The sequence below is a fragment of the Microbispora sp. KK1-11 genome (assembly GCF_006874435.1).
Classification (GTDB): Bacteria; Actinomycetota; Actinomycetes; order Streptosporangiales; family Streptosporangiaceae; genus Microbispora; species Microbispora catharanthi.
This window is the reverse complement of the sequence record NZ_VIRJ01000041.1, coordinates 14,272-28,343: the sequence shown is the minus strand read 5'-3', so window position 1 is coordinate 28,343 and position 14,072 is coordinate 14,272. Positions and strand designations below refer to the sequence as shown.

The 14,072-nt window shown below is 68.5% G+C and carries 12 protein-coding genes; 2 read left to right on the top strand and 10 right to left on the bottom strand.

Annotation, left to right across the window (positions count from 1 at the left end; all coding sequences use genetic code 11):
- Positions 1–101: 101 nt before the first annotated feature.
- Entirely contained in the window at positions 102–935 is an 834-nt protein-coding gene (locus FLW16_RS38260) for an SDR family oxidoreductase (protein WP_142565900.1), read from the bottom strand.
- A 101-nt stretch (positions 936–1,036) separates the two neighbouring features.
- Here FLW16_RS38260 and FLW16_RS38255 point away from each other — a divergent pair, with 101 nt between their 5' ends.
- Positions 1,037–1,852 (top strand): helix-turn-helix domain-containing protein, encoded by an 816-nt coding sequence (locus FLW16_RS38255; protein WP_142565899.1) that lies wholly within the window; start codon positions 1,037–1,039, stop codon positions 1,850–1,852.
- Between the two features lie 86 nt (positions 1,853–1,938).
- Positions 1,939–2,124, top strand: coding sequence for a hypothetical protein (locus tag FLW16_RS38250; protein WP_221891484.1), 186 nt, complete (start codon positions 1,939–1,941; stop codon positions 2,122–2,124).
- Between the two features lie 211 nt (positions 2,125–2,335).
- On the opposite strand, the gene FLW16_RS38245 is transcribed toward FLW16_RS38250, so the two are convergent.
- From FLW16_RS38245 to FLW16_RS38200, 9 genes are all read right to left on the bottom strand, one after another.
- Entirely contained in the window at positions 2,336–2,971 is a 636-nt protein-coding gene (locus FLW16_RS38245; protein ID WP_142565898.1) for an SDR family NAD(P)-dependent oxidoreductase, read from the bottom strand.
- 94 nt (positions 2,972–3,065) lie between these two features.
- A complete protein-coding gene (locus FLW16_RS38240) occupies positions 3,066–3,887 on the bottom strand; it encodes an alpha/beta fold hydrolase (protein WP_142565897.1) in 822 nt (273 codons plus the stop codon).
- Between the two features lie 19 nt (positions 3,888–3,906).
- Entirely contained in the window at positions 3,907–4,476 is a 570-nt protein-coding gene (locus FLW16_RS38235) for a DJ-1/PfpI family protein (protein ID WP_142565892.1), read from the bottom strand.
- Positions 4,477–4,572: 96 nt separating this feature from the next.
- On the bottom strand, positions 4,573–4,773 hold the full coding sequence (locus FLW16_RS38230) for a hypothetical protein (protein WP_142565896.1): 201 nt from the start codon (positions 4,771–4,773) through the stop codon (positions 4,573–4,575).
- A gap of 864 nt (positions 4,774–5,637) precedes the next feature.
- Positions 5,638–7,677, bottom strand: a complete 2,040-nt coding sequence (locus tag FLW16_RS38225; RefSeq protein WP_142565895.1) for a ThuA domain-containing protein — start codon at positions 7,675–7,677, stop codon at positions 5,638–5,640.
- 91 nt (positions 7,678–7,768) lie between these two features.
- On the bottom strand, positions 7,769–11,695 hold the full coding sequence (locus FLW16_RS38220) for a ThuA domain-containing protein (protein WP_185949774.1): 3,927 nt from the start codon (positions 11,693–11,695) through the stop codon (positions 7,769–7,771).
- A 210-nt stretch (positions 11,696–11,905) separates the two neighbouring features.
- Positions 11,906–12,250 (bottom strand): ROK family protein, encoded by a 345-nt coding sequence (locus FLW16_RS38215; RefSeq protein WP_260616060.1) that lies wholly within the window; start codon positions 12,248–12,250, stop codon positions 11,906–11,908.
- A gap of 138 nt (positions 12,251–12,388) precedes the next feature.
- On the bottom strand, positions 12,389–12,958 hold the full coding sequence (locus FLW16_RS38205) for a DJ-1/PfpI family protein (protein WP_142565892.1): 570 nt from the start codon (positions 12,956–12,958) through the stop codon (positions 12,389–12,391).
- Between the two features lie 97 nt (positions 12,959–13,055).
- Positions 13,056–13,784: a GntR family transcriptional regulator gene (locus FLW16_RS38200; RefSeq protein ID WP_142565891.1), complete on the bottom strand. Its 729-nt coding sequence runs from the start codon at positions 13,782–13,784 to the stop codon at positions 13,056–13,058.
- Positions 13,785–14,072: the final 288 nt, after the last annotated feature.

The following is a 14,072-nucleotide window of genomic DNA, read 5'->3' as shown; positions in this document are numbered from 1 at the left end:
GGGCCCCGCCCGCCGCGTTCCTGTCCAGCGCCGCGGCGACGGACGACAACCGGTGACGGCGTTGCGTCGTCAGCGGGTGCCCGTCGCCGGGTCCATCGCGGTCAGTCGGTGGCGTCCGTCTCCGCGGCGGTGGCCTTCTGGCCCTCCACCTGTTCCAGGCGTCGGCGCAGGGCCCCGGTGACCGCCTGGTAGGAGTCGCTGCCGAGCACGACCCTGAGGGGCGCGGGCCACTGCGCCGCGTTGTCGATGACGCGGGCGGCGATCCGCGCCGGGTCACCGATGACCGGTACCTGAGTCTTCCTGAACTGGCGTACGAACGCGGCCGGCGTCCCGTCATAGGCGGCCAGTGGCTCGCCGATGCGCAGGCTGCCGCGGGAGAACGCGGTGCGGGCACCGCCCGGCTCGACGAGGGTGACACCGATGCCGAACGGGGCGACCTCCTGGGCGAGGGCCTCCATGAACCCTTCGATCCCCCACTTGCTCGCGTGGTAGAGCGAGGCCCCCGCGTGCGCCGCCAGCCCGGCCACCGAGGAGATCTGGATCAGCCGGCCGCCGCCCTGGGCGCGCAGGTGCGGCAGCGCGGCCCGGGCGGTTTGGATCGAGCCGAGGAGGTTGGTAGTGATCTGGTGGAGGACCTGGTCGTCGGTGAGTTCCTCGGCGGCGCCGAAGAGACCGTAGCCGGCGTTGCCCACCACCACATCGATACGGCCGAGGTCGGTGAAGGCGGCGTCCACGACCTCACGGACCTTCGGCAGGTCGGTGACGTCGAGGTGACCGAGCCAGAAGCGGTCCCCGTACGTGGCCCGCAGGTCGTCGGCCGAGCCCTCCCGCCGGACCGTGCCGGCGACGCGGTCGCCGCGGGCGAGCAGTTGCTGGGCCAGCTCCCGTCCGAAACCACTGTTGACTCCGGTGATGAACCATGTCTCTGCCGTCATGCCACCGACCTTCACGACTGCTGCCGAACCCTGCCAGAGGGTGGTGTTCCTGGTAGTGGGAGGAACACCCGGCGACGCGCGGGACCACCTACGCTCGAGTCGTGGACAACGCCCTCGGAGATTTCCTGCGCGCGCGGCGTGAACTGGTCACTCCCGCCGAGGCCGGCCTGGCACCCGGGCACGGGCAGCGCCGGGTGCCCGGGCTGCGGCGCGAGGAGGTGGCCCTGCTGGCCGGCATCAGCGTCGAGTACTACCTGCGCTTGGAGCAGGGCCGCGACCGCAACCCCTCGGCCCAGGTGATCGACGCGCTGGCCGGCGTGCTCCAGCTCGACGCGGAGAGCACGGCGTACTTGATGTCGCTCGCGGGTCCGAAGCCGCGCCGTGGCCGCGGGCGGCCCATCGAGCACGTGCCGCCCGGCCTCGACGCGCTGCTGCAGACGCTCAACGTGCCCGCCCTCGTCTTCGACAAGTACAGCGACGTACTGGCCGCTAACCGGCTGGCCCGGGCCCTGTCACCGGACCTGGTGCCGGGCGTGAACCGTCTGAGCGTACTGTTCACCGACCGAGCGGCACGCGAGTACCACACCGATTGGGAGCGGTACACGGCCGTCGCCGTGGCCCATCTGCGGGCCCAGGCCGGCACGGACACCGACGACGAGCGGCTGCACGCGCTGATCGGGGAGCTGTCGGTCAAGAGCGACCGGTTCCGCCATCTGTGGGGACGCCACGACGTGCGCTCGGCACAGGGCGTCACCTTCCGGGTGCGGCACCCACGGGTCGGCCCCCTGGAACTCATGGTCGAGAAGTTCCAGGTGGTCGGCGTCGTCGGGCTGGAGGCGATACTCCTGCACGCCGAGCCCGGCACGTCCTCGGCCGATGCCCTCGCTCTGCTCGCGTCGCTCGACGCCACCGCCTGACCGGGAACCGGCGCCTGGAGGGCGTCCGATGCGTCAGCCGCGTGGCCTCGGCTTCCTCTGCTACTGTCAGCGACATAAGCCCGGTGATGCCTCTGCTACGGCACGCAGCCGGGGCCGACGGGTTCGCGGCCCTGTGGGAGCGCGGCCGGCTGGACCTCACGGTCGAGGCCCTGGTCGTGCAGCCGAGGTTCGCGGAGTTGTTCACGCCCGCCGAGACCGAGGTCGCCTGGCACCGCCTCGAACAGTTCGGCTGGAACGCCGCCGTCGCCTGACCCGCTAGCGTTGTTGATCGTGCAGGAGCCCTCGTCGTACCTGCTGATTCTGGGTGACCGCCAGCCATCGCCTGGGTGCTGCGCGAGCAGCGGATGGCCTTCCCTCTGGCCTCACGGTCAGAGATCGCAGATGTAAAGCCGGGCGACGAAATCCTGATCTCCGTGATGCGCGGGGCGGGCACCGACGCACTCGACGTGCTGTGGGTGAAGATCAGAGGCTTGCCAGAGCATCTGGAAGAGGATGTGGAACGACGCCGAGACGGGTGCCGATGTTCTGATCGAGGAAGTGTTCGTCGAGGGTGAGGGAGTAGTGGGTATGGTCGAGCTCGGTTTTGCCGGTATCGGCCAACGACCGCCGGCTGCTGTCGGCGGCCGGCGGGGACACTCCCGACATCGCGGGGCCGTGCGGATAGTGTCCGTCGACATCCTGAGACCCACTACGGCGGTGCCCGTGCGACTGCGCAGGCCGCACTGGAGCGGGCCCGGACCCGGCTGCAGGGACGGGGCACCTATGAGGCGCTTCCATCTGGTCTGCGGGCACCTGATAGCCCGGATCACCCCGATGCGACGCAAGCGACACCAGGCCGCAGGCCAGGCAGCCGCCCAGGCGCAAACCCGAGAATCGTCCTCCCATGCCGCTGAAGTGCACGATCGCGCCGGACCGCCGTGCCCGCGGGTGGGGAAGGGCGGCGCGGGTCAGCGCGGCGGGGCCGAAGAAGTGGACCTCGAACAGGGCCCGCTGCTCGGCCTCGCCGTCTTCCTCCACGGCACCGACGCGGCTACGTCCGGCGTTGTTCACGAGGATGTCGATGCGACCATGTCGAGCGATGACCTCGTGCCTCGTCATGGCTCGGGTCTCGGGGAGGGCGCTGGCTTCTGCCCGGGATCACGCCTGCTCATGCTGATCTGCTTGAGCACGGGCTGCGGACCTGTCGCGGCAATCAGTGACCTCGTTCCCGGCCGAGGAAGCACGACAGGAGTCGCCTGAAGTCGTGCGGGTGCTCGAGCGCCGGCACGTGCCCGCATCGGCCGAGCACGTGCAGACGGACATCGGCCAGGTGTTCGAGCAGGGGCAGGGCTGCCGTCCCGAGCGGGGTGACTCTGTCCTCGGCCCCGTGGACGAGCAGCACGGGCGCGCGGATCCCTGCCAGCGTTTGCGCCGAGAGGGTGAGGTCGTCGGCCCAACGTGCCCTGGGTGGAGGGAACAACGACGCGTATGCGGCCGCCCCCGCTCGCATCGCAGCTGCACGGGCAGCGACGGCCGACTCGGTCACGAGCGCTTGGTCGAGGACGAGGCGACTCAACATGTCTCGTGCCCCGAGCGGGTTGGCGGGGGCGGCCCAGACCGCGTCGAGCTCGGCGGACAGCGGCGCCCCGGGGGCGCCCATCGTCGAGACCGCCACGACACGGGTGACCTGCTGGGGACGCGCGGCCGCCAACGCCAGCGCCACGGCACCGCCCATGGAGTGGCCCACCACGGCGTACTGCTCGACACCGAGAGCATCCATCAGGCCCGCGGCCTGCTCCGTCCACAGCCGGAGCCCACCCCTGGAGCCCGCCGGGATCGGTGTACGGCCGAACCCCGCCTGGTCAGGAGCCACCAGGTGCCAGGACGTGCCCAGTGCCTGTGCGGTCGTTGCCCAGGCTCCGGATCCGGTCGTACCGGGTCCGGAGCCGTGCAGCATCAGCACTGCGGGTCCGGTGCCGTTCTCCATGACGTGGATGGGGGAGCCGTCGACTGTGACGGTCCGAAGTGCCGTCACCGGGACACCTGTGGTGTGGTCATGCCGATGCGGAGTTGATGGACTTGGAGAAGACCTCCATCATCACCCTGCCGAACTGCGGCATGTCGGGCCAGCCCCGGCAGGAGACGAGGTTGCCGTCCACGACGTCGGGAGCGTCGATGACGGTCGCGCCCGCGTTCTCCATGTCGCCGGTGATGGGGGGGAAGCACGCTGTCTTGCGGCCCTTCAGCAGTCCGTATACGGCCGGGACCTGCGCGCCGTGGCACACCAGCGCGATCGGGAGGTTGCGCGCGAAGAAGTGTTCGGTGATGCGCCTGACGTCGGGGTCGACCCGGATCCATTCGGGGGCACGTCCCCCGGGGATGATGAGGGCGTCATAGCGTTCGACGTCGACCTCGGCCCAGGGCACGTCGACCGGCAGCTTTCGGCCGTTCTTTTCCACGTAGGCGTCGGAGTTGGGGTCGAACTCGTGGATGACCAGCTGAACGTCACGCATCGTCCGTGACGAGACGTCGACGTCCCAGCCGCCCTCCTGCACGCGGTAGTAGGGATACATGGTGTCGAGCTCCTCGGCGGCGTCGCCGGTCAGGAGCAGCGCTCTGGGCACCTGCTTCTCCTCGCAACTGGGGCGGTGAGGTGGATCCGATCCGATCCGATTTGAGTTAGCATTCCTCGGCCCGGCCCGCCCGTCAAGCCTTTACCGCTATTCGTCCGCGTCCTTGACTTCGTCGAACAATCGTCGGAACCGCTCGCCGGACAGCGGCAGCACCCGGGGCCGACCCGTCGAAGCCTCCCGCTCGACCATCTGCGCCAACTGCTCGTACAGCCAGTCAACTTGCCCTTGATCAAGACCGGTCATACGCTCGCTGCGCGGCGGCTGGCCATCGGTCGTTTTGATCCGCACAATCCCAATGATCAATCATCCGGCCGCCGCTTCCGGCCCCGGCACACCCGGTCGGCCCCAACAACCTCCACGTCACCGACCGTCACGTCAACATACGTAATAGCCGAGTTTCGGGAAGTCCTCCAGCTGTCCGAGCAGCGTGTCGTACACCTCGTCGGCAGGCCCCACGGCGCCGCGCAATCGTCGCTTCGTCGTCCATCGTTGACATGAGGGCCCTATGAGCGTCTTCGGGAACCTGTTCACCTCGGTCGCAACGCTGCTGCATGCTGACGACCACTCCGATCGTATAGGAAAAGGTGACGGATGCCGGCCATCCTTCACCATCGCGGAACCGCCCGCCAGCGCCCTACTTCGACCACCTGAAGCTCCCCTGAGCATGCTCGACGTCCTGCTCGGTTCGCCACCGGGCCGCACAAGGACCGAAGGACTTCTCGACTGACTGAAGACCCAGTACGGCGCGGCGTACTCGTGAGGCCGGTCTGCGGGGCGGCGTCCGCGACAGCCCGGCAATTCGACCAAGGGTCACCGTCATCTTCCTCCCCTCCGATCGCGGACGCATCCGTTCTCCGCGTCGCGGAACGCGTTCTTTCATTTCATTCGGCCGCCTCATCACGACCTCGCGATCGGCCTCGGTGATCGCCCTGCCGGCGCAACCGCCGCCGGCCTGGACCTAGTGTTCGAATGCCGCCTGCAGGGCGTCGACCCGACCGCATCACCGCTCCCTTCGGAGGATGGGTCACGTGCGGCACCTACCGATGTTTCGTCGGTGATCATGAGAAGGTCGTGCATAAATCCGCGATAGTGGTGCGGTCCAGCGTCAGCGCGGCGGGAGCGGCGATCCACCGCCCCCGCCGCGTTAACGGGTCAGCGGCGGTTGAGGTTCTGCATCCACTCCCGCAGCTCGCGCGCCTGCCGCGCGAGCTCGGAACGCGCCGCAGCGTCGCCGGAGGCCTCGTCGTGCGCCAGGTCGACGATCGAGTTCAGCGCCGGGATGGCGGTGGTGTAGTTGGTTGCCAGGTAGCTGTCCCGCGCGATGTCCAGGGCGGCACCGGCGGCGTCCGCGGCGGCCGCGGTCAGCAGCCCGGCCGCTCGGTCGGCCTCGATCAGCTGGCTGGTCTCGCGGTAGGACGAGCAGTTGGCGCCCTTGCGGTCGGCGGTCGTCTCGATCCCGCCGAGGATGATCTGCATGAACGAGTCGTCGTAGTACTGCGTCCGGAAGTGGCCGAGGATGTTCGAGAACGCCTTGCCACCGTCCCAGTTCTGGCACCACGCGATCGGGTGGTCGCCGTTCATCAGCCGCAGCGGGTTGGTGGCCGCGTTGCCGCTGTTGAGGCTGCGCTGGTAGCTGTCCTCGTTGAGGCTCAGCAGCGTGTGCACGTCGGCCCGCATGTTGCGGTCGAAGTTGTAGAGCTCGTCGACCGTCAGCCACCGGTCAGGGAGATGCGCGGTCGCCGGGTGCGTGTTGTCCTCGGTCACCACCTCGGTGTGGATGCAGCTGCCGCACTGGCCGAACCCGTTCTGGCCGTTCGGATGGTTGGTGAAGAACCCACCGACGAGGTCGCCGTACCACGGCCAGGTGCCGATCTCGAACGAGTCGGCGGCGCCGTGGATGCCGACATAGCCGCCGCCCTGGTGCATGTAGGCCTCGAAGTTCGGCTGCTCGGTGATCGGATTGAGCGGGCCCGGGTGCCCGACGTTGGACTCGAAGACGATCGTGTCGTACTGCTTGAGCGTGTCGAGGCTCAGGAACGGGCTCGTGGGCAGCGTGACGGTCGGGAGTTGCGGGTCGTAGACGTCGACGTTGAAGTTGTGCGCGATGCCGAGCTTCTGGATCGCGGCCACGGTGTGCGGGATGTGGTCGTGCCGGAAGCCCGTCGTCTTGGAGAAGACCAGGACGTTGTAGTCGGCGTCCGGGTTGTGCGGGAGCGGGGCGAGCACCGGGTCCGGGATGAACTTCGGGCCCTCCGCGGGCTCAGACTCGAGGCCCGTCGCGGGCTCCGGCGCGAGCCGGCCGTTGAGCTGGTCGATCAGGTAACGCGCATCGCCCACGAGTGTGCGGCGGGCCGAGCCGGGCGCGATCCGGTCGCCGGCGATCGAGACGAACTCGTTCAGGACCTGGCTCGCGCGCTTGGCCGAACCGGCGTCGGCGAGCGCCTTCGCCTGGTCGAGCTTGGCTTGGAGCGCCGCGCCGACCTCCGCCGGGACGCTGCCGGCGGTCACGAACCGGGTGATCAGCGTGCCGACGTCCGCGAACGATGTCGTCACGATGAACGTCTGCGTGTACTTCGCGCTGCTGGAAGCAGCGTCAGAGAGATGCACCGCGAGCGTGTGCACGCCGAGCGACAGGTCGGAGGTCTGCACCGGCAACGGCGGGACCAGCTTGCCGTCGAGGTACATGTTCAGGACAGCCACTCCGCCCGAGCCGGGGGCGGGGTCCGTGCGCGTCGGGATAAGTGTGGCGACGTGACCGACGTGACCGTCGGTGATCGCCGGGTACGATGCAGTCGGCGCGCGCGTGTCGATCCGGACCGAGATCGAGCGGAACGCCGCGACGTTTCCGGACGTGTCGACCGCGCGGTACCGGACGCTGGTGTTGCCCTCCTGCGTGATCACCGCCGACGCCGTGGCCGACGCCGGCGCCCCCTCGACGGGCACGTCGATGTAGGCGGCGCCGCCGTTGAGCGAGTACTGGAACTTGGCGATGCCGACGTCGTCGGTCGCCGACACGTTCAGCGTCACCGGGCCGGTGTACCAGTTGTTCTGGCCGGTCGGCGCAGAGGGCGACAGCGTCGCCACGTTGATCGTCGGCGGTGTCGTTTCCTGTGCCCACGACGGTGCCGCGGGGATGAGTGCGGCCGCCGTCAGGAAGGCGGCCACTGCCGATGTGCGAAATCTTCTCCGCATGAGTGTCTTCTCTCTTGCCGCTATACGGGGGGTTCGCTAGGAGCCGATGCCCGTGCCGACGAACTCGGGTTCGTCGGCACGGGCGGGCTCGCTAGGTGCCGATGCCCGTGCCGACGAACTCGGCCCAGTTGAGGTTGAACAGGTTGCCGCCCGTGGCGCCACCCGTGACCGAGCGGAACACCAGGAACAGCTCATGCGTCCCGGACATCGAGACCGGGAACGTCTGGCTCGTCCAGGTTCCCGTCCCGCCGGTGGACACGAGGTTGGCCGTCGTCAGGATCGGCCCGGTGATCGAGTCCTGACGGACCTCGATTGCCGCCAGCGGGGACCCGGGCGTGCGGCCGTTCGCCGCGTCCGCCACGCGGAACGTGATCGAATCGATGTTGGTCAGGTTGAATGGGCCGTTGAGCTGGAGCCAGTCGCCCGAGCCCAGGCTGCCGCGGTGCACGCCGGCGCCGCCGTCGGTGTTGGTCGCCGTGTTGGTGCCGGACTGGTTGACGACGAACTCCACCTCCTGGTGCTTCTGGCGGATCTGGTGCTGGCCGGTCGTGGTCAGCTGTGGGACGCCGCCCGGACCGCCGTGGTCGGTGTAGCGCGCCTGGACCACGCCGGAGACGTTGCCGCCGTGTGAGACGTCGTCGGCGATCGTGTGGAGCACGCCCGAGCAGCCGTTGACGGACTCCTCGGCGTGGCCGTGCGCGTCGTGGCCGAGCACGAACGTCACCTGCACCTCGGAGCAATTCACCGTCCCGTCCTCGGGGTCGGTGACCGTGACCGAGAACGGGATGTCGTCGCCGAACGCGAACGTCCCGCCCTCCACCGGCGTATTGACGACCACCGTCGGGCTCGTGTTGCCCACGGTGATCACGGTGCTGGTCGAGGTTTGCTTGCCGGACGAGTCGAGCACGGTCAGCACGGCCGTGTAGCGGCCGGACTGCGTGTAGGTGTGTGACGGGTTCGGGTCGGTCTCGATCGCCGAGCCGTCGCCGAAGTTCCACTCGTAGCGGATCGAGTCGCCGGGATCCTCATCCAGCGAGCCGGCGCTGGAGAAGTTCACGGTCAGCGGTGTTGAGCCGTCGGTGCGGTCCGTGGTGAGCACGGCCTTCGGCGCGCGCTTGCCCTTGACGTACTCCCACTTGTACATGCCCGCGTCGGGGCTGATGACGTTGAACCCGTTGCCGTAGGTCAGCAGGTAGAACGCGCCGTCAGAACCGAACTGCAAGTCCATCGGGTTGTCGCACTCGAACCGGAACCTGCCTGCCCCGGCGTTCGCACGGCTGCCGCAATCCAGGAAGTTGTTGATCTTCTGGACGTGGTTGTTCTGCTTGTCGAGCTTGACCTCGCGCAGCGTGTCCTGCGTCCACTCGCTGATGATCACCGAGTCGTCGTAGTACGGCGGGAACTTGTGAGGGTTCGGGTTCTCCGGGTCGTAGTGGTACTTCGTGACCCCGTGCGGACCGACGCCGCCGGTGTAGAGCTCGGGGAACAGCCGCGGGCATTCGGTCGTCGAGCCGGGCGCGATCGGGCCCGGGGTCGGCGCGTAGTAGGCCTCGCACGGGGTGCCGAGCGGCGCGTTCGTGTTGTTGTCGCGGTAGGAGTACCAGATGTCCGGGTCGGTGACCGGCGGGACGTCCCTCAGGCCCGGCTCGACCGTCGGACCGCCCTCAATGTTCCACAGCGAGTCGTTGCGCTGCGTCGGCCCGTCGCAGTCGAACTTCTGAGGCGGGTTGTTCAGCGGCGTGCCCGCGGTGGTGGTGCCGGGCGCGAACTCGTGGAAGTTCCACTGGTAGTGCGCGAGGTCGCGCTTGTAGCACGTCGGCCAGCCGTAGTTGGACGGCTTGCGCACGATCTCGTAGCGGCCGGTGCCCGCCGGGCCGTGCGAGCGCTGCGGTGTCTGGGCGTCGGGCGAGTAGTCGCCGATGTAGGCCACGTCGTTCTCGTCGACCTGGATCCGGAACGGGTTGCGGAAACCCATCGCGTAGACCTCCGGCCGCGTCTTGTCCTGCGGCGCGCCCGCGACCAGCGGGAACAGGTTCCCCGACGGGATCGAGTAGGCGCCCGTGCCGGAGCCGAAGTCGGCCTTGTTGGCGTCGGCGGCGGAGATGTTGCCGTCCTTGACCTTGATCCGCAGGATCTTGCCGCGCAGGTCGTTGGTGTTCAGCGCGCTGCGGCGCGAGTCACCGGTGAGCCGCTGATACCAGCCGCCCGCCTGCGCCGTGTTGGTGGCGATCGCCGGCGTGGCGGTGCCGGTCAGGCCGGCGCCGTCGGCGGTGATCTGCGGCTGATCGGACTGCTGCTTGCCGCGGCGGAAGAACACGTTGACGTTCGACGTGTTGACCGGGCCGCCGCTGGTCTGGATCTCATCCGCCTCGATGTTCGAGAGCGCCTCGAGCGCCGCGTCGATCGCATTGCGATCCGCGTTCCACGCGATCGGCTCCGTCGTCTGGCCCTCGAAGGTCAGCGTGAACGTGCCGCCCGTCGCGTTGGTGACGCGCACGGTCTGCTGCTCGTCGGTCTTCTGCGAGTTGTACGGCCCGTAGCCGCCGCCGTTGATGCCGCCCGCGGGCGTGTCATCGCCGGTGACCATCCAGAGGTTGCCGTGCTTGTCGAAGTCGATGTCGCCCCCGACGTGGCAGCACTCCTGGCGGTTGACCGGCACGCGCATGATCTGCTGCTCGGAGCCCATGTCGAGGTGCGCCGGCGTGCTGTCGGTGGCGTCGACGAACTTGAAGCGGCTGAGCTGGAAATAGCCCACGTACGGATCCCACGCGGTCTTGGACGCCGCCACGTCCGGCGGGGTGGTGTTCGGCGTGATCTGGGTGACCACCGATCCGTCGCTCAGCTTGACGTCGGTGACCTCCTTCGGCGAGTAGTAGAGGTAGACCCACTTGTTGGTCGCGAAGTTGGCGTCGACCGCCGGGCCATAGAGCCCGTCCTCGCCCGCGGAGTAGATCTGCTGCGTCATCGGCAGGCTCGGATCGGCGAAGTTGGCGACGACCGTGGTGACGCCCGTGGTCGAGTCGTGCATGCGCAGCGAGCCGAGGCGGTCCGTCTGCAGAATGCGGCCGTCCGGCAGCTGGTCGAAGCCGATCGGCTCCTGCAGGTTCGGCGGCGAGCCGATCTTCGTCTGCTGGTAGTTGGCCAGCACGGTCGCGCCGCAATCGCTGTAGACCGGGTCGGCCTGGCCCGCGGCCCAGCCGATCGCGCCCTTGAGGTGCTTGGTGAGGCCGGCGTCGAAGCTCGCGGCCGTGTTGCCCAGGCCGGTGTAGAACGAGCGGCCGCCCTGGAAGTCCTTACACCACGAGACCGGGTGATCGGCGCCCATCGTGCCCCCGGCGATCCCGTCGAGGTCGGCGCCCTGCGGCTGCGGCCCGAACGGGTCCTCGACGACGGTGTCGAGGACGTGCGACACACCGCGGACGTTCTTCGTGAAGTTGTACCAGTTGTCGGTCCGCGACCAGATCTGCGGCAGATCCTTGGTCGCGTCGTGGACGCGGTCGGCGACCTTCACGTCACCCGATTGCACGTCGGTCCTGCCGGACGCACGCGTCCCCAGGAGGTCAGTCAGGAACGACCAGGACTCGTCGGTCTCGACCGCCGAGCCGACGCCGACGAAGCCGCCGCCGTCGCGGAAGTAGCTCTCGAAGTTCGCGCGTTGCGCGTCCGTGAGCGGGCTCGCGAGACCCGTGTCCAAGAACACGACCGCGCGGTACTGCGCCAGCTTCTTCTTCGTGAAATGGTCGCCCACGTCAGCGGGTCCGGGCGCCACGACCGTGAAATCACCGGTTCTGGCCGCATCCCGGATCGCGGCCAGGCCGGCCGACGACACCGCGTCCTGGGTGCTGCGCACCACGAGCACCTTGAAGCCGGCGTCTGGTGGTGCGGCCTTGGCGGCAGACGCGGACGGCTGCAGCAGCGCCGGTGCAGCGACGAAAGCGGGCTCAGCCGCCGTGGGGGCCTCGGCGCTCACCGGCGTCGCGAGGAGCGTGATGAAAGGGGCGATGAGGGCTAAGGCCATCGTGGTCGCGGTGCGACGTCTCGGGCGTCGTCCGTTTTCTGGCATGGCTGCGTCGAGCAGCCTGGCCCACGTTCGATGACGTGGTGACATGGGAAACCCTTTCCTGACCGGGGGGACGTCAGGCAAGGCGCGCGCCGCCGCGCTTGTTGCCGCTTGTTTGCGGATACGGGGGGTTGCTGGAGAGGTGCCGTCTCCAGGTCTGTGGGGCCGTCAGTAGGCTGTCGGCCGGGGTGGTGAATCCATGATCGTGGTCGGGTCGTCGATGATGTGATTGACCACCATGCTCGCGGCGCCGCGGGACGCGGCGCCGAAGCCGAGCGTGGAGGCGACGAATCGGCACTGGGCGGCGGGGGCGGCCACCACGAGCCGCTGCGGCTGACCCTGCGCGTGGGGCGGTAGCCACTGGGCCAGTGAGGCGAAGTAGCCCCCGATGACGATCACTCGCGGGTTGAACAGGTTGGCCACGATAGAGCCACCGAGCCCGAGCCATTGGCCGACCTGCGCCACCGCCTGCATCATGCGCCGGTCGCCAGTGCCTGTGCGGTCGTTGCCCAGGCTCCGGATCCGGTCGTACCGGGTCCGGAGCCGTGCAGCATCAGCACCGCGGGTCCGGTGCCGCTGTCCATGACGTGGATGGGGGAGCCGTCGACTGTGACGGTCCGAAGTGCCGTCACCGAGGCACCTGTGGTGTGGTCATGCCGATGCGGAGTTGATGGACTTGGAGAAGACCTCCATCATCACCCTGCCGAACTGCGGCATGTCGGGCCAGCCCCGGCAGGAGACGAGGTTGCCGTCCACGACGTCGGGGGCGTCGATGACTGTCGCGCCCGCGTTCTCCATGTCGCCGGTGATGGGGGGGAAGCACGCTGTCTTGCGGCCCTTCAGCAGTCCGTATACGGCCGGGACCTGCGCGCCGTGGCATACCAGCGCGATCGGGAGGTTGCGCGCGAAGAAGTGTTCGGTGATGCGCCTGACGTCGGGGTCGACCCGGATCCATTCGGGGGCACGTCCGCCGGGGATGATGAGGGCGTCATAGCGTTCGACGTCGACCTCGGCCCAGGGCACGTCGACCGGCAGCTTTCGGCCGTTCTTTTCCACGTAGGCGTCGGAGTTGGGGTCGAACTCGTGGATGACCAGCTGAACGTCACGCATCGTCCGTGACGAGACGTCGACGTCCCAGCCGCCCTCCTGCACGCGGTAGTAGGGATACATGGTGTCGAGCTCCTCGGCGGCGTCGCCGGTCAGGAGCAGCGCTCTGGGCACCTGCTTCTCCTCGCAACTGGGGCGGGTGAGGTGGATCCGATCCGATCCGATTTGAGTTAGCATTCCTCGGCCCGGCCCGCCCGTCAAGCCTTTACCGCTATTCGTCCGCGTCCTTGACTTCGTCGAACAATCGTCGGAACCGCTCGCCGGACAGCAGGATGTGCCGGCGCATGGCGTAGGCGGCGGCGTCGGGGTCACGCGCGGCGATCGCGGCCACGACTTGTTCGTGCTCGGCCATGGCCAGGTGAGTGACCTGGGTGTCGTGGAGAAGCCGGAACAGGTGCACGTGCGTGTGCAGGCGAGCGAGCGCCTCGCGGATGACCTGGTTCTCCGCGCTCAGGGCGACGAGATCGTGAAAAGCGGCGTCACGCAGCCCGAAGGCGCCATAGGCCATGATCCCGTTGCCCCCCTCCAGCTCCGCCATCTCCTCCAGCATTCGTCGCAGACCGGCCACCTGCTGCGGAGATGCGCGTTCGGCGGATCTGCGCGCCGCTGCCGGCTCGAGGAGCAGGCGGAGCTCAAGCATGTCCTCGAATCGTTGACGGGTGATTTGGGGGGGAATGCGATAGCCGGCATGGGGCACACGCACGACCAGGCCCTCGGCCTCCATGCGGTTCAGAGCGTCGCGGATCGGCGTCTGCGAGACCCCCAGCTCTCGCGCCAGGGCGTCGATCGTGACGCGGGAGCCAGGCTCGATCCGTAGCGACATCAGCTGTCCGAGCAGCGTGTCGTACACCTCGTCGGCAAGCCGGCCGCGCGATCTTCCCGGCGGCGTTCCCCCCGTCATGGCCCCACGGCGCCGCGCGATCATCGCTTCGTCGTCCATCGTTGACATGAGGTCCTTTCTTACGTCTTCGGGAACCTGTTGACATCGGTCACAACGCTGCGGGATGTTGACGCCCCCACTCGGATCGTATAGGAAAGGTGGCGGATGCCAGCCACCCTTCATCCATCGCGGAACCGTCCGCCATCGCTCCGCTTCGATCAGTTGGGGCTCCCATGAGCATGCTCGACGTCCTACTCGGTTCGCCGCCGGGCCGCACAAGGGCCGAAGGACTTCTCGACTGCTCGAAGCCCCATTACGTCGCGGCGTACTCGTGACGCCGGTCTGCGG